General features: G+C 51.8%; 18 protein-coding genes and 1 other RNA gene. 5 read left to right on the forward strand and 14 right to left on the reverse strand.

The window, feature by feature from the left end; translation table 11 throughout:
• Window positions 1-299: 299 nt before the first annotated feature.
• On the forward strand, window positions 300-536 hold the full coding sequence (locus ABIE48_RS21480; RefSeq protein WP_076169833.1) for a DUF2626 domain-containing protein: 237 nt from the start codon (window positions 300-302) through the stop codon (window positions 534-536).
• A gap of 219 nt (window positions 537-755) precedes the next feature.
• Window positions 756-1,856, forward strand: a complete 1,101-nt coding sequence (locus ABIE48_RS21485) for a coiled-coil domain-containing protein (protein WP_260869332.1) — start codon at window positions 756-758, stop codon at window positions 1,854-1,856.
• Between the two features lie 39 nt (window positions 1,857-1,895).
• Here ABIE48_RS21485 and ABIE48_RS21490 read toward each other — a convergent pair whose 3' ends face one another.
• Both ABIE48_RS21490 and ABIE48_RS21495 read right to left on the reverse strand, forming a co-directional pair.
• The gene (locus ABIE48_RS21490) at window positions 1,896-3,116 is read right to left on the reverse strand and encodes an extracellular solute-binding protein (RefSeq protein ID WP_192715699.1); all 1,221 of its coding nucleotides are present in this window, start codon (window positions 3,114-3,116) and stop codon (window positions 1,896-1,898) included.
• Window positions 3,117-3,540: 424 nt separating this feature from the next.
• Window positions 3,541-4,875 (reverse strand): PhoH family protein, encoded by a 1,335-nt coding sequence (locus ABIE48_RS21495; RefSeq protein WP_192715700.1) that lies wholly within the window; start codon window positions 4,873-4,875, stop codon window positions 3,541-3,543.
• Between the two features lie 114 nt (window positions 4,876-4,989).
• Here ABIE48_RS21495 and ABIE48_RS21500 point away from each other — a divergent pair, with 114 nt between their 5' ends.
• A complete protein-coding gene (locus tag ABIE48_RS21500; protein WP_256993151.1) occupies window positions 4,990-5,547 on the forward strand; it encodes a YhcN/YlaJ family sporulation lipoprotein in 558 nt (185 codons plus the stop codon).
• Window positions 5,548-5,819: 272 nt separating this feature from the next.
• Here the strand turns inward: ABIE48_RS21500 and ABIE48_RS21505 are convergent, their stop codons facing one another.
• The 5 genes from ABIE48_RS21505 to ABIE48_RS21525 all read right to left on the reverse strand — a co-directional run bounded on the left by ABIE48_RS21505 (window position 5,820) and on the right by ABIE48_RS21525 (window position 10,750).
• Entirely contained in the window at window positions 5,820-6,899 is a 1,080-nt protein-coding gene (locus tag ABIE48_RS21505) for an LCP family protein (protein WP_145024563.1), read from the reverse strand.
• A 92-nt stretch (window positions 6,900-6,991) separates the two neighbouring features.
• Complete coding sequence (locus tag ABIE48_RS21510; protein WP_076169828.1) at window positions 6,992-7,288, reverse strand: YlaH-like family protein; 297 nt, start codon at window positions 7,286-7,288, stop codon at window positions 6,992-6,994.
• Between the two features lie 45 nt (window positions 7,289-7,333).
• The gene (gene typA / locus ABIE48_RS21515) at window positions 7,334-9,175 is read right to left on the reverse strand and encodes a translational GTPase TypA (protein ID WP_116229522.1); all 1,842 of its coding nucleotides are present in this window, start codon (window positions 9,173-9,175) and stop codon (window positions 7,334-7,336) included.
• A 151-nt stretch (window positions 9,176-9,326) separates the two neighbouring features.
• Entirely contained in the window at window positions 9,327-9,836 is a 510-nt protein-coding gene (locus tag ABIE48_RS21520; RefSeq protein ID WP_192715701.1) for a LiaF transmembrane domain-containing protein, read from the reverse strand.
• A gap of 251 nt (window positions 9,837-10,087) precedes the next feature.
• A complete protein-coding gene (locus ABIE48_RS21525; RefSeq protein ID WP_192715702.1) occupies window positions 10,088-10,750 on the reverse strand; it encodes a TerC family protein in 663 nt (220 codons plus the stop codon).
• A gap of 132 nt (window positions 10,751-10,882) precedes the next feature.
• Here ABIE48_RS21525 and ABIE48_RS21530 point away from each other — a divergent pair, with 132 nt between their 5' ends.
• A complete protein-coding gene (locus ABIE48_RS21530) occupies window positions 10,883-11,572 on the forward strand; it encodes a TerC family protein (protein WP_145023592.1) in 690 nt (229 codons plus the stop codon).
• 84 nt (window positions 11,573-11,656) lie between these two features.
• On the opposite strand, the gene thiI is transcribed toward ABIE48_RS21530, so the two are convergent.
• The 6 genes from thiI to ABIE48_RS21560 form a co-directional block, all read right to left on the reverse strand.
• The gene (gene thiI, locus ABIE48_RS21535; RefSeq protein ID WP_145023590.1) at window positions 11,657-12,886 is read right to left on the reverse strand and encodes a tRNA uracil 4-sulfurtransferase ThiI; all 1,230 of its coding nucleotides are present in this window, start codon (window positions 12,884-12,886) and stop codon (window positions 11,657-11,659) included.
• The gene (locus ABIE48_RS21540) at window positions 12,883-14,043 is read right to left on the reverse strand and encodes a cysteine desulfurase family protein (protein ID WP_192715703.1); all 1,161 of its coding nucleotides are present in this window, start codon (window positions 14,041-14,043) and stop codon (window positions 12,883-12,885) included. Before ABIE48_RS21540 ends, thiI begins: the two co-directional genes overlap by 4 nt.
• A 132-nt stretch (window positions 14,044-14,175) precedes the next feature.
• Window positions 14,176-14,901: a lytic transglycosylase domain-containing protein gene (locus tag ABIE48_RS21545; RefSeq protein ID WP_145024561.1), complete on the reverse strand. Its 726-nt coding sequence runs from the start codon at window positions 14,899-14,901 to the stop codon at window positions 14,176-14,178.
• Between the two features lie 164 nt (window positions 14,902-15,065).
• Window positions 15,066-15,704 (reverse strand): hypothetical protein, encoded by a 639-nt coding sequence (locus ABIE48_RS21550; protein ID WP_313958203.1) that lies wholly within the window; start codon window positions 15,702-15,704, stop codon window positions 15,066-15,068.
• Between the two features lie 58 nt (window positions 15,705-15,762).
• Window positions 15,763-15,981, reverse strand: a complete 219-nt coding sequence (locus ABIE48_RS21555; protein ID WP_076169821.1) for a DUF1540 domain-containing protein — start codon at window positions 15,979-15,981, stop codon at window positions 15,763-15,765.
• A gap of 136 nt (window positions 15,982-16,117) precedes the next feature.
• The gene (locus tag ABIE48_RS21560) at window positions 16,118-16,624 is read right to left on the reverse strand and encodes a YpuI family protein (protein ID WP_076169820.1); all 507 of its coding nucleotides are present in this window, start codon (window positions 16,622-16,624) and stop codon (window positions 16,118-16,120) included.
• Between the two features lie 249 nt (window positions 16,625-16,873).
• Between ABIE48_RS21560 and ABIE48_RS21565 the strand changes: the two genes are divergently transcribed.
• Entirely contained in the window at window positions 16,874-18,763 is a 1,890-nt protein-coding gene (locus ABIE48_RS21565; protein ID WP_145023584.1) for a S8 family peptidase, read from the forward strand.
• A gap of 513 nt (window positions 18,764-19,276) precedes the next feature.
• On the opposite strand, the gene rnpB is transcribed toward ABIE48_RS21565, so the two are convergent.
• Window positions 19,277-19,687: RNase P RNA component class A (gene rnpB / locus ABIE48_RS21570), an RNA gene on the reverse strand.
• Between the last annotated feature and the right edge of the window lie 5 nt (window positions 19,688-19,692).

Raw genomic sequence — 19,692 nt, forward strand, 5'->3', positions numbered from 1 at the left:
AATAACCCGTCTCCATAACCGGATTGTTCACCGGGTACTGAATAAGGTATAACAGCTGCTTATTTTCATTTCTATGCTTCTCATAGAGTTCATAGAATCTATTTGATACTAAATTGTATTGCCAATTTGCAAAGCGCTCATACCCTCATATTGGAAATTTGCCGATGCATGGCGATGTATACTTTGTCTTCATGGGACCACAATAATAAAAACAACTTTTTCGTTTACACAATTTTGGGTTAACGATATAATGATACGTAGCTTAGCTATGACCGTACATAAGGAGAGGGGGATATAACGTGGCACGCATGTTTCGAGTACTCGGGTTCTTTACGCTCGCAATCGGGCTTATGGCATATGCCGGCAACATGGTCGAGATGGCTCTGTTGTTCTTCGTACAGACCGCATTTTTCGTCATCTTGGGGTATCTGAAATTTACGGAGAGAACTTACATTCTTCTCTTCTGGGGCTATATGATCGTGACGTTTACCGGTTTCAGCTATTGGACAGTATTCAAAATGGGCTTACCGCTTTAATCCGATCATTAGAGAACCCAAAGGAAAGCGATCCGACATCCAATGCCGGGTCGCTTTTTTCGCTTATACCGACTTTTATCGGGGGCACCTGCATAAATCTGAATCTGCCTGCTGAGGTTATTTGGCTTGCCAAATCTGACAGGCTCCAAGAGAGATGATATTTTTTACCGTTGAATCATATATTTACAATGGACAACCACGGGGGAGGGATCAAATCCATTGAAGCCTTACAATCGACGCCTGCGAATCCTCTGCCTGCTTCTGCCAATGCTCTGCCTGTCGCTGCTCCGCCCCGTACCTGAACTTCGTGCGGACCCGTCCGCCGGTGCCAGCACAGGCGACCGAGAAATATTGCAGAACAGCCTGTCTGTTGTGGAAATCGACCGGGAAATTGAGCGGATCACCGCGCAGCAGGAGACCATCCAGCAGGATCTGAAGAAGCTGTCCGGGCAGCTGGAAGACAAGCTGCTTCAGATCCAGGATCAGCAGAACCGCGCGGGAGCCGTGATTCGTTCTTATTACATGGGGGAAAGGGAAGGCCTGCTCGTTGCCGTGCTGTCCGCCAAAGATCTGGGCAGCCTCATTCATATGTATGATGTCTACGACATGATTATGGAGCATGACCGCTCGGTTCTTGATGCGTATCAATCGGAGTACAAGGAGATTAAAAACACGAAGCTGGCCATGGAGAAAAAGACGGCCGATCTGGAAGAAATGAAGTCCAATCTCATTGAGCAGCGGGCACGGGTATCGGCCCTGCAGCAAAAGGTCGATCACGGAATCGCCTCCAGCAGCGATCCGGAAGCGCTCAAGAAAATGATTGAGGAATTTACGCTTTATTGGGAAAATGTCGGGCTTAACGAGGTAAAAACCTATTTTAACGCGCTCGCCTCAGCCATGAACGACCTCCCGGAGTTTATCCAGAATCAGGACGGAGCGATCCGCACCAACGGAACGACCTATAATATCGACATCAAGGAGGACGATCTGAACGCTTTCCTCCGCTCCAAAAACGATCTGTTCAAGCAGTTTGCCTTCCACTTTGGCGAAGACGAGATTTCGGCCTCCGGCCAAAGCGGCACGCTGTCCCTTGAAGTTCAGGGCCACTACAGCGTCGAGGAGCAACCGCAGAACTCCATCATGTTCCATGTGGATAAGCTCGTATTTAACGGCTATGAACTGCCCGATACGACATGCCGCCAAATGGAGGAAGAATTCGATTTAGGATTTTATCCGCAGCAAATCGTCTCCTTCGTGAAGGCGACCGAGGTGAAAAGTACGGATAAAAACCTCCATGTCACGCTTAAGCTGTCCATGTAACACAAAAAAGCCGGAGACGAACTGCCCGCGAGTATCGGATCAGCTTCCTCCGGCTTCCCCTCTTACAGCCTCAACGTAATCTGCGGCCGTAGATTTGCCTGTAATATAGTCGCCTGATGCTTTGACAAACACATCCCATTTCGCCTGCAGCCTGCCTGTGTCCTTATCGGTACCCGCCGTCTGAAGCAGGGAGTTGAGATGGAACGGCAGCCCGGCCGGATTGAATACCGTATCGTCGTACAGGCTCTTCAGCGCCGGAAGTTTACCTGTAGCCTGGTACCATTCCTGCTGAACGACTGCCGAGCTCATATACGCGATCCATTCGGCCGCTTCCTTGGCATGCTGCGATCCCGCCGATACGGCGTAGCTTCGGCTGCGCAGGAGCGACGGATAGATGGCGTACAGCTGCTCGGGCATCCGCAGTTCCGTATTTGCCGTCTGAGACTTTGCCGCTTCCGAGACGGCGGAAATGGTTAGCGGAAGCTGGGCTCCGTCAGCGCCTTGCTCGGCCTGATCGATTTGCATGAATGTGCGAGCCTTGTCGATCCATTCCAGGGATGCCTGGCTCGGGCTTAACGGATCGGTGCCCAGTGCTCCCATCAAAGCAGCAGCATCATAGCCGTCCCCGGACGAAATCTTCAGCAGCTGCTGATGTCCTCGGTTCTTCGCTTTGCTCAGCAGCTCTTTCCAACTGCTGATACCGCCTGGAATATCCGTCACTCCAAGCGAATTCAGCGCTTTCACATTCCATGCCAGCACATAAGGATCCATATCGGCAGGCGTTCCCCACTGGTAGCCGTTCCATTCCACTTCTTGCAGCAGCGGGTTGATGGTATCACTATCCGCACGATTGCTTGTATAGAATTCGACTGGCAGCAAGTAGCCTCGGGAGGCCATCGGGCGGACCCACGAGCTGTTGATGAGCATGACATCGGGGCCTTCCCCTACGGCCAGAGCGGACGTCAGCTGAAGGTACGCATCGGCATCCGGGATGTTGTTCAATTCCACCGTGGCTCCGGTGTCGGTGACATATGTATGATTCAGCTCCTCGAGCTGCTTAAAATCCTCATCGCTCAGGTGCACGGTGACCCGGATGGGGGATTGGGACGTTCGCTCTTGTGTGGAAGGCTGCGGAAACAGAGACGCGTCATCTTCCTCTTCATGACCCGATGGGGTCTGCGATAAATCCTGCCCCTGGGATAAAGCGGTTAAAGAGAGCAGCAAAATGGCAAACAGAAGCCAGTAATTTTTCCGCCTCAAGTCTCTAGGCCTCCCCTCACAATACTTATACAACATTTTAGCAAATTCATAGGGCGCTTGTCCTATTTTTTTCTGGAAATGTTTAACGGACTGGCAAGAAATAAGCCGATGAGCCATACCATGAGGCTAACTACGAATCTACGCCTGTGAATGTCCTTATTGTAATTCGAGTATATTTGATCCGGTGCCTGAAATTGTTAAAACTAAAGAAAGACGTCTATCGACGTATCTTCTAAGAAGACAGACCGCTTTTAGCGGAAGTTTTTCTTGCGAGATCAGGAAGCGGAGGCTCCAAATCTTATACGTTCTGATCTCTTCAAAAAAAGCCCCCAGCCGGTTCCAATGAACCGGACAAGGGGGACTTCTTTTTATGTGCTGGCAGGTGGTGGCATCATTTCTCGGGAAATAGTACCAGCTTATGAAATCACAGCAGGTCGGCTGCGAGCTGGGCCAGCTTGGAGCGCTCGCCTTTTTCCAAGGTAATGTGCCCGCTGATCCCTTCCTGCTTGAATTTCTCCACGATATATGACAGGCCGTTGCTCGATGCATCCAGATACGGATGATCAATCTGCTCGGGGTCCCCCATCAGAATAATCTTGCTTCCCTCCCCGACCCTGGAGACGATCGTTTTCACTTCGTGGCGGGACAGGTTCTGGGCTTCGTCCACGATGATAAACTGACCGGGGATGGAGCGTCCGCGGATATAAGTGAGCGCCTCGACCTGAATGCTGCCCAGACCCATTAAAATTTTATCGATATCGCCCGACTTTTTCGTATCAAACAAAAACTCCAGGTTGTCGTAAATCGGCTGCATCCACGGACGGAGCTTCTCTTCTTTCTCTCCGGGCAGATAACCGATATCCTTGCCCATCGGAACGACCGGCCTTGCGATCAGCAGCTTTTTGTATTTATGTTCATCCTCGACCTTCATCAGCCCGGCTGCCAAGGCAAGCAGCGTTTTGCCCGTACCGGCCTTTCCGGTAATCGTTACGATCGGAATATCGTCGTTAAGCAGCAGCTCCAGCGCCATGCGCTGTTGTGCGTTGCGCGCGCTGATTCCCCATACGGATTCATTGCTCAAAAAGAGCGGCTCCAGCCGGAGCGCATCCGCATTCACCTTCAGCAAGGCCGATTTCGTGCTCCCCATCTCGTCCTTTAGGATGACGAATTCATGCGGATACAGCGGATAAGGCAGCTGCAGCGGCTTGATGGACAAAAAACGGTACGAATAAAACTCGTCGATGATGGAAGGATGCACCTTAAGCGTAGAATATCCGGTATACAGATCTCCGGGACCTACGGTGCGGTCGGATAAGTAATCCTGGGTCACCAGACCAAGCACGTCCGCCTTGATGCGAACGAGCACGTCCTTGCTTACCAGCACTACCGACGTCGGGTCCTCCTTGCCCTGCTCCTCCAGATGATAATTTAAGGCGACTGCCAAAATGCGGTTATCATTGGACATTTCGCCGAACATTTCTTGTACTTTCACAAAACTGCGGTGATTCAGCTCCACTTTCAGGCTGCCTTTGTTTTCCAGAAGCACCCCGCTGTGTAAATGGCCGCCGTTTTCCCTCAATCCGTCCAGCAGGCGGGACACCGTCCGCGCATTTCTCCCGATTTCGTCAGCATTCCGTTTCTTGGAGTCTATTTCTTCCAGAACGACGGCCGGAATCACGACTTCATGTTCATCAAACGCAAATATCGCCCGGGGATCATGCAGCAGCACATTGGTATCCAGTACAAATATCTTTCTCATACTTTCTCCCTCCACTGAACTCATAATAAACACATAAATTATTTCGTCATGGACATCCTAAGTTACAACCCGTCATGCCAATTTATGACCTGGAAAGGACGATCACATATGAGAATGTTTTTGCTCGTTGTGTTAACTATGGCTCTACTGAGCGGTTGTAATCATCAGAACACTGCATCACCCTCTCCTCAAAGTCAACAGGGGCCGACAGCCGCATCAACCGGCGACCATCACCGCCTTTCACTCCGGTCTGCAGGAAACACAGCCGTGCGTTCTGCAGAAGATACAACGGACCTGGCTTTAAAAGACCATTTGGAAAACATCGCCGAAAAGGTGAACGGTGTGAAAAAAGCGCATGCAGTCGTGTTAGGCAATACTGCCGTTGTGGGCATCGACGTAGACGGCAATTTGACGCGTTCCCGCGTCGGAACCATCAAATATACCGTTGCCGAAGCACTCAAAAAGGATCCTCGGGGCAAAAACGCCCTCGTGACGGCCGATATGGATTTGTCCAGCCGGATTGCCGAAATCGGTCAGCATATTCAAAAAGGGGAACCCGTATCGGGATTCGCTTCCGAACTGGCGGATATTGTCGGCCGGATTGTGCCGCAGCTCCCGCGCGATGTCAAATCGCGTCAGAACAGCCCTTCTTCGCCAAGCCCAACCCGCTAAAGCATAGGACAGGCGAAATACTAGCCGAATCAACAAATTTTGCAAAAAAAGAAAAAAGCCCAGTGATCAGATCACTAGGCTTTTTTGCATGGCGCGTCAAAACATACACCGGATTCAGCAGAAGTCGGCACAGAGAGATGAACGGCTGGTTGACGTTGCATTACATATATTGGAGTCCACTTCGTAACCGTCTCGGACATCGCACTGACCTCCTGTACAGGTTCCATTGTACTCTAGTATATTATATGTCGTCCCAAAACTTGCACCCAACTTTACGGATTCGAGCTTTCATCCGCTGAAGTACCGGCTTCCACGGCAGTCTTGCCGGCAAGCTCGTCCTTCAATGCCTGCTTTGCTTTATCCAGCTCGTCATCGTCTACATACACATAAGGACTTTTCCAGTTGCCGGTAATCGGCATGAATTTGACGTCTTCTTTATTAATTTTCCAATAGGTTGCAATCATGTTCTTCAATTGATCCTTCTCGATGTCGGTTTCCATGTTGTTATTCATGGCATCCAGCACACCGCCCAGGCTCGTGACGCCCTTGAATGTCTGCATCTTATCGATCAGGGAGTGAAGAACTTCGTTCTGTCTGCGGTTGCGGTCAAAATCGTCGGAAGCGTCCGTTCTCGGACGGCAGTTGGACTTACGGTAGCGCACAAAATCGAGCGCCTGCTTCCCGTTCAGTTCCTGCTCACCCTTCTTCAGGTTGATGTCCGTTCCGTCGGCTTTATCCCGGTAGCACATGTTCTTGTCGACTGTCACGTCAACGCCGCCCAGTGCATCTACCGCATCACGGAATGCCTGGAAATTCAGCACCGTCACGTAATCGATATCGATGTCCAAATACTTGGAGAACATTGTCTTCATCTCATCGGTCGCCTTAATCCCGGATTGCTTCTCATCAGCCAGGAAATTCGGATAATAGGCATTGGCCTTGTTCTCCCTGTAGCCCTTCAGCTCGATCTTGGTATCACGCGGAACCGACACTACCGTTGCCGATTTCGTATCCGGATTAAAAGCCGCGATCATGATGACGTCAGACAGGTGCGTCTTCGTCTCCGGACGATAGTCCGTTCCAAGCAGCAGCATCGTAATCGGTTTGACCTTGGCGGATTGGGAAGGAGCGACCGGTGCATCCACACCTGTGTCCAGCACGCCATGATCCGCTTTATAGTACAAATATCCCGCGTATCCCGCTACAGCGAGTACAGCTAATATAATCAGAATCAATACGAATTTCAAAAACGTTTTGAACCCGCTTTTCTTCTTTTTCTTCTTTGGAGGCACTTTCCCTTTCGGGGTGCCGCCATGAGATCTTGGAGGTAGACTCGTATTGCTGGGACTCATCTCAAACACCTTTTTCATTTATTTTGAGGTAATCTCTCTATAAACGATGACGACCTTCGTAATGTTGCAAAGAGTCGGGCCACAGCGGGCCGTTAGACCCGCTTGGCAGCCGCTTCGGCTTTCTTCTTCTGCCGCGCTTCCACGAAATAGCGGATGCGCACCGTGAACATCAGAGCTACCGCGACAAGCAGACACTGGATGATCGGAAGCTTGTCGTGTTGAAAAATCAGCAGCATCCCGGAGCCGATGGCCATCAGAATATACAGCAGAATCTCTTTGAGGAGCGGAAGCTTCTGTTTGACCCGAAACACCTTGTTGTATACATAGGTGATCAGCACAAAGATGATGATATAGGAGATAATCGGATGCGCTGCTAACCAAGCTTGCACGGACAGTTCACTCCTTCCAGAAATGAGGTGAGGACCTTACCCGGATTACATGTTGGCTTCGGCCATCTTGCGGTGCTTCTCGGCACGTTCGCGCTCACTCTTGTTCAGAATCTTCTTGCGCAGACGGACCGATTTCGGCGTGATTTCACAATACTCATCGTCATTCAAATATTCAAGCGCCTGTTCAAGTGAGAATAGACGAGGCGTCTTCATTTTTACTGTATCATCTTTCGTCGCGGAACGCACGTTTGTCAGCTGCTTCTCTTTACAGATGTTAACGATGATGTCATTATCGCGCGTATGCTCGCCGACGATCATGCCCTCATAAATTTCGGTTCCCGGCTCCAGGAACAGGATGCCCCGGTCTTCAACGCCCATCATGCCATAGAAAGTGCTCGTTCCGGTTTCGCTGGAAACCAGCACGCCCTGATGGCGTCCGCCGACTTGGCCGCTGTGCAGCGGGCCGTAGCTGTCAAAGGCATGGTTCATGACGCCATAACCGCGGGTCAGCGTCAGGAAATGCGTGCGGTAACCGATCAGGCCGCGTGCGGGAATCAGGAACTCCAGGCGCACCTGTCCGCTGCCGGTGTTAACCATGTTCACCATTTCGGCCTTGCGGGAACCGAGGCTTTCCATGACCGCGCCCATGCTCTCTTCAGGCACGTCAATCAGAAGGCGCTCGATCGGCTCCATCTTGGCTCCGTCGATTTCCTTGACGATAACTTCAGGTTTGGAAACCTGCATTTCGTACCCTTCGCGGCGCATGTTCTCAATCAGGATGCCGAGGTGAAGCTCGCCGCGTCCCGACACGATAAACGCATCCGGGCTGTCCGTCTCCTCAACGCGCAGGCTGACGTCTGTCTCCAGTTCCTTCATCAAACGCTCACGCAGCTTGCGGGACGTTACCCACTTGCCCTCGCGTCCGGCGAATGGGCTGTTGTTGACCAGGAACGTCATCTGCAAGGTTGGCTCATCAATCTTAAGAACCGGCAGTGCTTCAGGATGGTTCGGATCGGCGATCGTTTCCCCGATATTGATGTCCTTAATTCCGGCGATCGCGATGATGTCACCCGCACCGGCTTCTTCCTGCTCCACGCGCTTCAGTCCTTGGAAGCCGAACAGCTTCTCGATCCGGGCGGTTTTGCTCTTGCCGTCGCGCATGATGACCGTAACCGATTGACCTTGCTTGATCACGCCGCGGTTAACCCGGCCGATCGCGATCCGTCCAAGATACTCATTGTAGTCCATCAGTGTAACGAGGAACTGAAGCGGCTCATCGACTTTCTCCGTCGGAGAAGGAATGTGCTCGGTAATCGTTTCATACAGGGCCAGCATGTTGTCATCCTGCTTGTCCGGATCCAGGCTCGAGGTTCCGTTCAGCGCCGAAGCGTAAACGACCGGGAAGTTCAGCTGGTCGTCGTTTGCTTCAAGCTCGATGAAGAGGTCGAGCACTTCGTCGATAACTTCGGCCGGACGGGCCGCCGGACGGTCAATTTTGTTGACGACGACGATCGGCGTCAGATTCGCCTCAAGCGCTTTGCGGAGCACGAATTTGGTCTGAGGCATACAGCCTTCATATGCGTCAACGACGAGAAGTACGCCGTCGACCATCTTCATAATCCGTTCCACCTCGCCGCCGAAGTCGGCGTGTCCCGGGGTGTCCACAATGTTAATCAGAAAATCTTTATACGTAATGGCCGTGTTCTTGGCCAGGATGGTAATGCCGCGTTCGCGCTCCAAATCGTTGGAGTCCATGGCGCGTTCCTGCAGGTGTTCGTGCTTGGCGAATATCCCCGATTGCTGCAGCAACTGGTCAACTAGGGTTGTCTTGCCGTGGTCGACGTGCGCAATAATCGCAATGTTGCGAATTTTATCTCTTGAATGCATGGCTTTTATCCAGATCCTTTCCCTTTCAAATCGTAACGAAGTCTTTCAACAAATGAAGCGTCAGGCGGTAGCGCCGACGCTTCTACATCCCTTATATTATAATGAAGTTTCAGAAAAAAACAAGTGTTTTACAGAAAATAGAAGGCCTGATTTACCAGCCGCTCTTCCACTTCCGGTTTCTGGATTTCCCCCTTCCGGCAATCAGCCAAATGCCTCCGATAATCAGCAGCACGGCGAGGATATAGATCGCCGCGGTATGAAGAAGGCTGAAGAAGAACAGCACCAGCGAGGCCAGTCCCAAAATGACGGAGGCAGGAAGCAAGGAGGACGGACGCGGCTTTTCAAACAGATAATACTCGTACATCCCGACCGCGATCCCGAGCAGAAGGGCGGGCCACAAGTAGGACATCAGCCCCCAGCTGATCGTGCTGCACAGTAAAAAGAGCAGCCCGTACACCGTCAAAATACCGCCGGGTACAAGCACCGTGGCACGCGCCCGGTTGCCGAAAAACAGCATATGCAGAACCAGTCCGGGAATCAAAAGGACCAGCGGCCACAGCGTGCGGCCCAAAAAACCGAAAACACCAAGCTTGCCAAGCAAAATGACGATCCCAGCAATGACAATGAACAGGCCCAGCTTCAAGTCGTTCCTTGAGGACATTCTCCCACCCTCTTCTCTATAGCCGTCCCTTACGCCATACGCAAAAAACGACATATTTTCATCTTTAGTTTATCTGAAACCTGTGAAAAAAACCAGATTGCGCCTGTAATTTTTTAGGCACTGCAGCCCAAAATAACCCTGCAAAGGAAGGGTCCTGCCGCAAGCCCGAATTATTCCCATACTTTGCGATTTTTATGTTCAAAACAAGAAAAAAACCGGGCTGAACCCGGTTTTTAACGAGATTGTCCTGCTTATGAGCGCGGCCGCAGCAGCAGCTGCTTGATACCGCCGGAGACGATCACCAAGCCGGCCAATACGCCGGGAATGAGATGGTGGAATTCCGGCAGAGATGCGGAGAGGAGAGCCCCAAGCCTGTGGTCCTGGAGGAGCATCTCACCGGCTGTATAAGCTAGAATGCCCGCCCCGATGTACACGAGCACCGGGAAACGGTGAAGCCAGGTGACGATCAAATTGCTGCCCCAGACGACGATCGGTATGCTGATCGCAATGCCGATCACGATCAGTGCGAGATCGCCGTTGGCGAGTCCGGCAATGGCCAGTACGTTGTCGAGGCTCATAATTAAATCCGCCGCAAGAATAGTCCTGACCGCTTTCCAGATGGTGGAGGATTCCTGCAGCCGGAGCTCATCCTTGTTTTCGATCAGCAGATTTAAGGCGATCCAGATGAGCATGAACCCGCCGACCGCCTGAACATAAGGGATTTTCAGCAGAATGACCGCAATAAAAGTCAACAAGCACCTTAGGATAACAGCGCCGAGCGCTCCCCACCATACCGCCTGTTTACGCTGCTTCTCCGGCAGGTCCTTGCTCGCCAGAGCAATCACGACGGCATTGTCACCGCTTAGGACCAAATTGATCATAAGGATCTGAATGAGCAGCCAAATCGATTCCAAAGGTCAACACCCCCACTCTACATCTATGTGGGAGTTGGCCAGGCTATGCTTGACTTCACATGAAAAATTAGCCTATAATGAATCGATTTGCTATTGAACTCCGTATACAGTCATAATAAGGAGTGACCTGATTTGGACAGTGTAATAGAATTTTTAGTTAGTTTGATCAAAATCGTCTTTTTGGATTTAATATTGGCTGGCGATAACGCCATCGTAATTGGCCTTGCTGCGAGGAATCTTGCCCCCTCGACTCAGAAAAAGGCTATTTTTTATGGAACCGGCGGCGCAGTCCTGCTCCGGATCATTGCGACGATCGTCGTCGTCTGGCTGCTGAAAGTTCCGTGGCTGCTTGCCCTGGGCGGTGTCATGCTCGTATGGATCGCCTACAAGCTTCTGGCCGATAACGACGATCACACGGACATCAAGGCAGGCCAAACCTTATGGGGAGCTGTACGGACCATCATCGTCGCGGATGCCGCGATGGGGCTGGACAATGTGATCGCTGTGGCTGGCGCAGCCGAGCAGAATATCATCCTCGTCATTCTTGGACTGCTCATCAGCGTTCCGATTGTCGTTTGGGGCAGCACCCTGTTTATTAAGCTGATTAACAAGTTTCCATGGATTATTTACCTTGGTTCGGCCGTACTCGGTTACACGGCATCCAACATGATTACGGAAGAAAAGCGGTTTGCTCCGTTTTTTGAACAATATCCGGTTCTGCGGGTGCTGTTTATCGTGATCGTCGTCATAGCCATTCTCGCCCTCGGATACCTGAAACGCGCTTCGATGAAGAAACGGAAAGACGAACATTCGTATAGTTAGAACCAACATGTCCGGCTTGTTGTCATACAAAAGGAGGCTCTTCAATGAAGAGCCTCCTTTTTTTGTTTCCTAATCCCCTGAGCTTTAGAACCAATCCTCGTTAACGCCGCCTGCTTCTTCTTCCTCTCCAATCACATAATCCTTGGTGAGCACCAAAGTTTCGGTCCGCTCAAAGGCGTCTTGGATCAGCTCAGGGAGCTTCTCGATCGACGCCTCCACGTTCTCGACGACCCGCAAATTCGGATTCGTGGTCGGTGACTTGGGCACGAACAAGGTGCAGCAGTCTTCATAAGGAAGAATCGAGGTTTCGTATGTGCCGATCTCTTTGGAAATCCGAATGATCTCGTTTTTGTCCATCATGATCAGCGGCCGAAGAAGCGGCAGCTCGGTCGCCCGGCCGATCACGTTCATGCTTGGCAGGGTTTGGCTGGCGACCTGCCCGAGGCTGTCTCCGGTAACGATCGCAAGTGCCCCTTCACGCTTGGCCAGCAGTTCGGCAATTCTGAGCATCGAACGCCGCATCAGGGTGATGATCAAATTGTCCTGTCCAATGCCGGTAAAGGACGTTTGCACTTCGGTAAACGGCACCAGATGAATCTTGATCTCCCCTGCATAACCTGAGAGCACCTTCGCCAGCTCGATGACCTTCTCTTTGGCGAGCCGGCTTGTAAACGGGTAGCTGTAGAAGTGAACGCACTCCACTTCCAGCCCTCTGCGCATGGAAGACCACCCTGCGACCGGGCTGTCGATTCCGCCGGAGAGGAGCAGCATGGCCTTACCGTTGCTTCCCCGCGGAAATCCGCCGACGGCGGGAATCGTCTGACAGAATATATAGGTTCCCTGCTCGCGGATCTCCACTTGCAGAGTGAGCTCGGGATCCTTCATGCTCACTTTTAACAGAGGATACTTCTTCAGCAGCGGCGCACCCACCAGATGGTTCATCTCATGGGACGAGTGCGGGAAAGCCTTCCACACTCTGCGGGCATGAACCTTAAAGGTGACCTCTTCCTCCATGTTCATCTGCCCGATAAATGCCGAAGAAGTTTCCAAAATAGAATCCAGCTCCGTAGAGCTGACAACTACCGGGCTGATCGACGTCAGTCCGAATATTTTTTGGAGCGAGGCAATCAGCGGTTCCGGCTCTTCCCCGTTCAGTTCAACGTACAGTCTTCCGTACTCCTTGCGAATTTTCGCTTTGGGAAAATCCTTAAGAACGGACCGGATATGCGAGATCACCGCATTTTCGAAGCGCCCCCGGTTTTTTCCCTTGAGTGTAATTTCTCCATAGCGGAGCAGAAGCATATCATATTTCAATGGATTTCATTCCTTCCTGTCATTAAAGGCGTCAGCCGTTCGACCGCATCCTGAAGCGCGTTTTTCAACCGCTCTACATCATTCTTGGTGTTGGTAAGCCCCATGCTGATCCGGATTGCGCTGGAGGCCTCTTCCTCGCTCCGTCCCATGGCAAGCAGGACACGGCTTGGCTCCGCCGTCTTGGAAGAGCAGGCCGATTTGGTGGACACGAGCATGCCGTGCTCCTCAAGTGAATGCAGAAGGACCTCGGCTTTCATTCCGGAAAAGGACACGTTAACGATATGCGGCGCCCCGTCTTCGTCGCTGTTCAGCGCAAGGGCCGGCATCGTTCGGATAAATGCGAGCAATTCGTCCCGCAGCGCCCCGACCTGCTCACCGAAAGTCCCTAACTGCTCTTTAGCCATCCGCATGGCTTTGGCCATGGCGACAATCCCTGGATAATTTTCCGTACCCGAGCGCATGCCGGACTCCTGTTTGCCTCCCGACAGCAGCGGATGAAGCTGAACGCCTTCCCTTCGAAATAATACGCCGGCTCCTTTGGGACCGCGGAGTTTGTGTGCGGATAACGTATATAAGTCCGCCTGCCACGCCTGCAGGTCGACATGCAGCTTGCCGAAGCCCTGAACACCGTCCACATGGAAAAGGGTCAGCGGGTTGCACTGTTTAATGATTCGTCCCGCCGCCTCCAGCGGCTGCACGGCTCCGGTCTCATTGTTTACATGCATGATGCTGACCAGGATGGTGTCCTTTCTAATGAGGCTGAGCAGCTGGTCCGGATGGATCCGGCCTTTCTGGTCCACATCAAGAAGGGTTACCTCGAATCCGTGTTCCCGAAGATATAAACAGCTGTCGTAGACGGACGGATGCTCCGTTGCAGTTGTTATGATGTGCTTGCCCCTGCCGGCATATTGAAAGGCTGTTCCTTTAATGGCCATATTGTTCCCTTCCGTTGCGCCCGAGGTCAAGATGATCTCGGCCGGTTTAACACCAAGGGCGGCGGCGCATACTTCCCGGGAACGCTTGATTAGCTTGGCAGCGTCCTCGCCCATCCGGTGAATGGATGAAGGATTGCCGTAATGCTGTCTCATTACTTCCGCCATTGTCTGGATAACCTCTTCGTAGGGTGGCGTACTTGCCGCATGGTCCCAATAGATCATTACGTTTCCTCCTTTACACGGATCACCCGAAGCAATATAAAGAGATCAAACATCGGAAGAAGCGCTTCATATCGAGCCGCTTCCCGTTCTCCCGAGTTTGATCCCGTAACTTAAAACGCTATGCGATTGGTATTAACCTTCATATTTTGCCCTGGCATCCGCAATTTTACGGATATAGTTCCTTGTTTCTGCAGGAAGCCGGTCCAATTGCTGCATCAATTCGGCATCGGTCGATACTCCGAGTTTGAGCACCCGGTTAGGCCCCGCATTGTATGCAGCCAGCGCCATATTTTCCTGCCCACCGAAGCGGCTCAGCTGATACGAAAGGTATTTCGTGCCGGCATCGATGTTCTGCGCCGGGTCGAACGGATCGCTGACCCCGAGTCCCTGCGCCGTGCCGTCCATCAGCTGCATCAGGCCTTTGGCCCCCGCAGAAGATACGACATTCGGATTAAAGGTGGACTCCGTCTCGATGACGGCCTTGATTAGCGATTGGGACACCCCGTACTTGCGGCTGGCCTGTTCAATCAAGTCGTTGTAAGCGGTCGATTTGCCTGAGCCGGAATGCACCGGCTTGGACACTTCGTCAACTTGTTTCACCGGCGAGGTGTTCGCCTCTCCCAGCTGCTGCCACAGCAGACCATCACTCCACGATACGCCGGGCACCGTCGGTTGTACGGAAGCATCGATTTCTGCAGCTGCCGCGCTGGAGTCATCCAGCAGCTGGTTCAGAATAACACCAAAATCAGAGGTGCTGCCCTTCTCGATAATGTCCTGGAGAAGCTCGTCTCTATTTTGAATACGGCTGTTGTCCTGCATTGCCAACAACTGCTGCGCTGCAGCCGGATCGATTTGCATCATCTCAAACCTCGTTTTCCATCATAATCTCGTCCATGCGGATTGGATTTATTTTACCATGATTCCGCCGTCTTGCGCCAGACCTCTTCCAAAAAACGCTGACATGAAAAAAGCGCCCTCAGCCGCTTCATGAGCGGCCAAAGACGCTATATTGCCCATTTGTTTTACCGGGCGAACGGAACCAGCACGAAGTAGCTGATCGTTGCCAGAATGCCGAGACCCATTGCCCATCCGCCCCATACCTTGCTGCCTTGGCTGTACGCATAAAAGCCGATGACCGCAGCCAACGGGCCCAGGATAATGGACCACATAAACAAGGACAGGACGCCGAAGCCTACACCGACATAACCGGCCGTACGTCCATAGTTTTGAACGGCGTTCCGGTTTTCGCCATCATCCGAGGTACGGACCTCATCCCTGCGGACCGATGGTGCCGGAGCTACTTCTGCCGCATACTCCTCGCGGTCATTTTTGTACAAATCCGTTCTCTTCACGGCGGCATCCGCCTTCCGGTCGTCCCGGACCGAATATCCGGCCGCACGGCTTGTGACTTCAGGGGATGTTACCTCTGATGCATACTCCTCTTTGTGGGCGTCCCTGCGCGGGTAATCGGTACGGATCCGTGTGGCGATCGCCTGCCGGAACTCGTTATCCCGGGTTGCGGAGGGAGTACCCGCTTCAGCTGCATATTCTTCTCGGTGATTCGTGCGGGAATCGTTATTCGTTGAAACGGGAGTGATTCCTTTTCCTGCGAATGGGCTGTCCGTCTTGTGTTCCTGCTCTCGTTTGTTGAATTCATCCATGATTAGAAGCCTCCTCACGACAGATGGATAAGTGCATAAAGGGAGTCGGACGCTTGAATTAAGAAGTTTTGGGTTTGAAGGTCAGACAACAGGTAGCCGAAGAATTTACAGCCCGGTCTTTGTGCTCTCCAAGCTCGCTGCCGTACTCCTCGCTGTACTTGGCGGAGGCGTGCTTGTCGATTTCGATCAGGATTTGCTCGGCTTTACAGACGTTCTCTTCACCCCAGTAGCTGCAGTTGCTGACGCTGCATTTTACGTAGGTTCTTGGATCCTTCATTATTTATCACCTCAAGCTTCATTGTCCCCTGCTCCATATCGGCGTATCCCTGCTGCATCTTGTCAGTTGATGGTCGTCATGAGGAAAATAAAAAAAGATGCCATCATCAGGCATCTTTGGTGTAATCGTATAAGGTTTAAGCGTGCGAACGCTGGTTGTGCATCCGGCGCTCCGTTAAATAATCGCTTTCGTAATAAGTCAGATCGTCCCGAAGCTCTTCATATACTTTAGTGATATCGAGAATGATGTCTCTTACCGGCCGAACCGGTTTTACCCGGAAACGGATAGCATCCTGTCCCGTGTATGCATAACGCCCATCTTCGGAATAGCTTTCGCTTTTCGGATAAAAGAAGTTGTTAACGCAATGATGATACACATTATAGAGAGCTTTTTCAGCAAAATCAGTGTCAAAATTGGCACGGCGCAACGCAATTCCCAGTTTCTCGGCTGATACTTCGGAGAAAACCAGAAGATGCCGCAGGTCAGACAAAAATCCTTTGTAAAATTGCAGCGTTTCCTCATTATTGTCTGGCGCAAGCTGCGGAATCGAATTCTCATTGAGGAATTGTTCCAGTTTCTCGATCGCGGATTTCAGCTTCTCTTTCGTGGTCTCACACAATTTTTGAACATTACCTGCTGACATAGCTAATTAGCTCCCCCTTAATTTGTTCCTTTCGGTCCTGGAGAGGATCCGAAATTTCATCACCATCGTTTGAAGCAAGGATCAATTTTCATGTACTATCCTAACATAAAACAAACTGGAACGGTATCCCTTTCTGGTCACGATTTGGACGAATTGAGCAGGTTTTTGCCTGAGTCGGCCGCCGGGGTATAAAATAGCTTCCCATTTCTCACGCTAAAGGTACTTATCTTTCTCAAGGAGGTACTTTTTATGTCGAAAGGAAAATGGGTGGGCATCGGAACGGCAACCGTTTGCGGCGCGCTCGCGTTATTTTTGCTGCTCCCGCGCTCAGACAGCCGGCAGCAGGCCGCCGAATCCCCTCCGGTCCCGGCTCCGCATCAGGAGCATCGTTTAAAGAACAGCATGATGGCGCAGGATATCGCTTCAACCGACCATTTGACCCGGCTGGATGCGAGACAGCATCTGACGGCGATGCTGAACAATCTGGGCAGCGCAAAGCCAAAGCAGATTACCGATTATGTACGGAATTTGCAGAAAACCCATGACCATTTTTCCATGCTGGTGTGGCAGGACCCTAAGCTGAATCAACCGCTTAAATTTGCCAAAAAGGAAGACTCCTGGACCTCCCAGGACCGGAAAAGGCTGGATCATTATTTAAGTATAGCCAAGCAGCAGGTGAAGAATCACCAGACGTACCAGTCCCCCTCCTTCAAAATGGCGGGCAAGCAGTACTTCGTCATCGCGGAACCGTCGGCCAAAAGCAATCAGAGCGTCATCGCCTTAATGAATCAAAAAATACTGCTCGACGTGGAAAATCATCAGAAGAAAAACCTGCGGCTGATCCCTTACCCGAGAGAGGGCAAATTTAAAGTCGAATCGGTTCACGCCGACACGCTGCGGGATTTAACGGTTAAGACAGGACATGATAACGAAAACGCAAGCCACTTCTACGAGAACGAAATCGTCGTCCGCTTCCGCCAGGATCCGTCTCCGGACGAGATGAACAGGATCAAAGGTGACGTCAAAGCGGAATCCGCCCGAAAACTTGGATATGCTTACGTCTTCCGTTCCAGTACGATGGATTACAGCCAGTTGAAGGTATATTTCTTAAACCACTGGAATCCGCATTATGTAGAACCGCATTATTTATATTTAACCAACGATACCGTTCCGGAAACAGGCAGCCTTCCGAACGTGCCGAATGACCTGCTGTTTGCGAAATACCAGTGGAACCTCCCAGCGATTGAAACGAACCAGGGATGGGATTTATCCAAGGGAAGCAACGATGTCATTGTCGGTATCGTGGACACGGGTGCAGACATTAACCATCCGGATCTTCAAGGCCAACTGCTGTCCGGCTACAACGTCGTGGATCCCGGCAGCGACCCGCTGGACGATGTAGGTCACGGCACGCATGTGGCCGGTATCATCGGGGCCGTCGTCAACAATAATGAAGGCGTGGCCGGTATCAGCTGGTATAACAAAATATTGCCGGTGAAGGCGCTCGATAAATCCGGATCGGGCACGACCTATTCGGTGTCGGAAGGGATCATCTGGGCGGCGGATCATGGTGCCAAAGTCATTAATCTGAGCTTGGGCAACTACGCCGATTCCCAGTTCCTGCACGATGCGGTGAGATACGCCTACGACAAGGACGTTGTGCTCGTTTCCGCGGCAGGGAACGACAACACCGAGCGGCCAGGCTTCCCTGCGGCCTATCCCGAAGTACTCGCCGTTGCTGCGACCGATGCGAACATGAAGAAAGCCTCCTATTCCAATTACGGGGATTATATCGACGTAGCCGCGCCTGGGACGAGCATTGCCAGCACCTATCCGGGTAACCAGTACGCCGCCCTGTCCGGAACGTCGATGGCCAGTCCGCATGTCGCCGCCATGGCCGCGCTGATCCGCTCGCGGAATCCGGACTTGACCAATAAACAAGTGATGGACATTATGTGCCAAAGCACCATTGATCTTGGGCCGAAAGGACATGACAAATATTACGGCAACGGTCAAATTGATATCTATAGAGCGCTGCAGGCAGCAGGTGGCGGCAATTCTCCGCTTCAGCTGTGGCCGCAGCATGTACAGAATCAGATGAATTCGATCATGGGCAGTGAGAGCGTGAAAACCAAATAAGTTGCACCAAAGATAAGGCAATCCGCCCCTTTCAGGAGCGGGTTGCCTTTTTTAGAGCACGAGTTACCGTGTACGTTTGGCTCTCGACTTGCGGGCTGCGCGTTTCGGACCTCTGTAAGCGGAAACGGTACCTACAATGTTTTCGTCGCGAACGACATAGTTATAGCAGTGTTTAGGAACGGGGACACAGTGATGTCTTTTTACAATTTCGACCGTGTGGACAATCGGAACGACCTGCGGATAGTAATAATCTTGATAAACCACAGTCGGATCGGTATAAACCGGATCTGCAGGAGGACAATTAAAGCAGTGGCTCATTCGATAAGCATCTCCCTTCATAAATTTAATATAGTCTATTATGGAGATCCCAATCGGGATTGTACGTTTGTCCTTAACTGAATGGTATCCGTCTAAAACAGGCTTGACCCGGTGATCGGACGGCAAAAAGGCGGTATCCCGTAAATTACGGGATACCGCCTTGATTACGTCATCCTAATAAGAACTGTTGGCAGTTAGGAAAGTTTTACGTAAGCCGGGTTCTGTGCTCGTCGTGGTGCATTCGGGAACTACCCTCCCACGGATAAGCGACAATCATCTATCTAGGCCAACCATTACTGATTGGCTCCAGCGACCAACCCGAACGCGCCTCGGGCAAAGGCTGCTTCTCGAGGAAGCTGCGTTCCATTAGGTCTTGCTCCAGGTGGGGTTTACCAGGAACGAAGTCACCAACGCTCCTCGGGGTCTCTTACACCTCGGTTCCATCCTTGCCTGTGCCGCTGCAAGCAGCAGCCATCGGCGGTCCATTTCTGTGGCACTATCCTTCAACTCGCGCTGACTGGACGTTATCCAGCACCCTGCCCTACGGAGCCCGGACTTTCCTCTCGCGGCGCCTTACGCGCCGCCAGCGATTGTCTGTCAAACTTTCCGGA

The sequence above is a fragment of the Paenibacillus sp. OAE614 genome (genome assembly GCF_040546645.1).
GTDB classification, from domain to species: Bacteria; Bacillota; Bacilli; order Paenibacillales; family Paenibacillaceae; genus Paenibacillus_AQ; species Paenibacillus_AQ favisporus.

What these genes read in the sequence shown, in the direction of transcription:
- ABIE48_RS21495 (WP_192715700.1), bottom strand. Translation starts at nt 4,875, where the DNA reads ATGAGAAAGATATTTGTACTGGATACCAATGTGCTGCTGCATGATCCC.
- ABIE48_RS21500 (WP_256993151.1), top strand. Translation starts at nt 4,990, where the DNA reads ATGTTTTTGCTCGTTGTGTTAACTATGGCTCTACTGAGCGGTTGTAAT.
- ABIE48_RS21505 (WP_145024563.1), bottom strand. Translation starts at nt 6,899, where the DNA reads ATGAGTCCCAGCAATACGAGTCTACCTCCAAGATCTCATGGCGGCACC.
- typA (WP_116229522.1), bottom strand. Translation starts at nt 9,175, where the DNA reads ATGCATTCAAGAGATAAAATTCGCAACATTGCGATTATTGCGCACGTC.
- ABIE48_RS21520 (WP_192715701.1), bottom strand. Translation starts at nt 9,836, where the DNA reads ATGTCCTCAAGGAACGACTTGAAGCTGGGCCTGTTCATTGTCATTGCT.
- ABIE48_RS21540 (WP_192715703.1), bottom strand. Translation starts at nt 14,043, where the DNA reads ATGATCTATTGGGACCATGCGGCAAGTACGCCACCCTACGAAGAGGTT.
- ABIE48_RS21545 (WP_145024561.1), bottom strand. Translation starts at nt 14,901, where the DNA reads ATGCAAATCGATCCGGCTGCAGCGCAGCAGTTGTTGGCAATGCAGGAC.
- ABIE48_RS21550 (WP_313958203.1), bottom strand. Translation starts at nt 15,704, where the DNA reads ATGGATGAATTCAACAAACGAGAGCAGGAACACAAGACGGACAGCCCA.
- ABIE48_RS21555 (WP_076169821.1), bottom strand. Translation starts at nt 15,981, where the DNA reads ATGAAGGATCCAAGAACCTACGTAAAATGCAGCGTCAGCAACTGCAGC.
- ABIE48_RS21560 (WP_076169820.1), bottom strand. Translation starts at nt 16,624, where the DNA reads ATGTCAGCAGGTAATGTTCAAAAATTGTGTGAGACCACGAAAGAGAAG.
- ABIE48_RS21565 (WP_145023584.1), top strand. Translation starts at nt 16,874, where the DNA reads ATGTCGAAAGGAAAATGGGTGGGCATCGGAACGGCAACCGTTTGCGGC.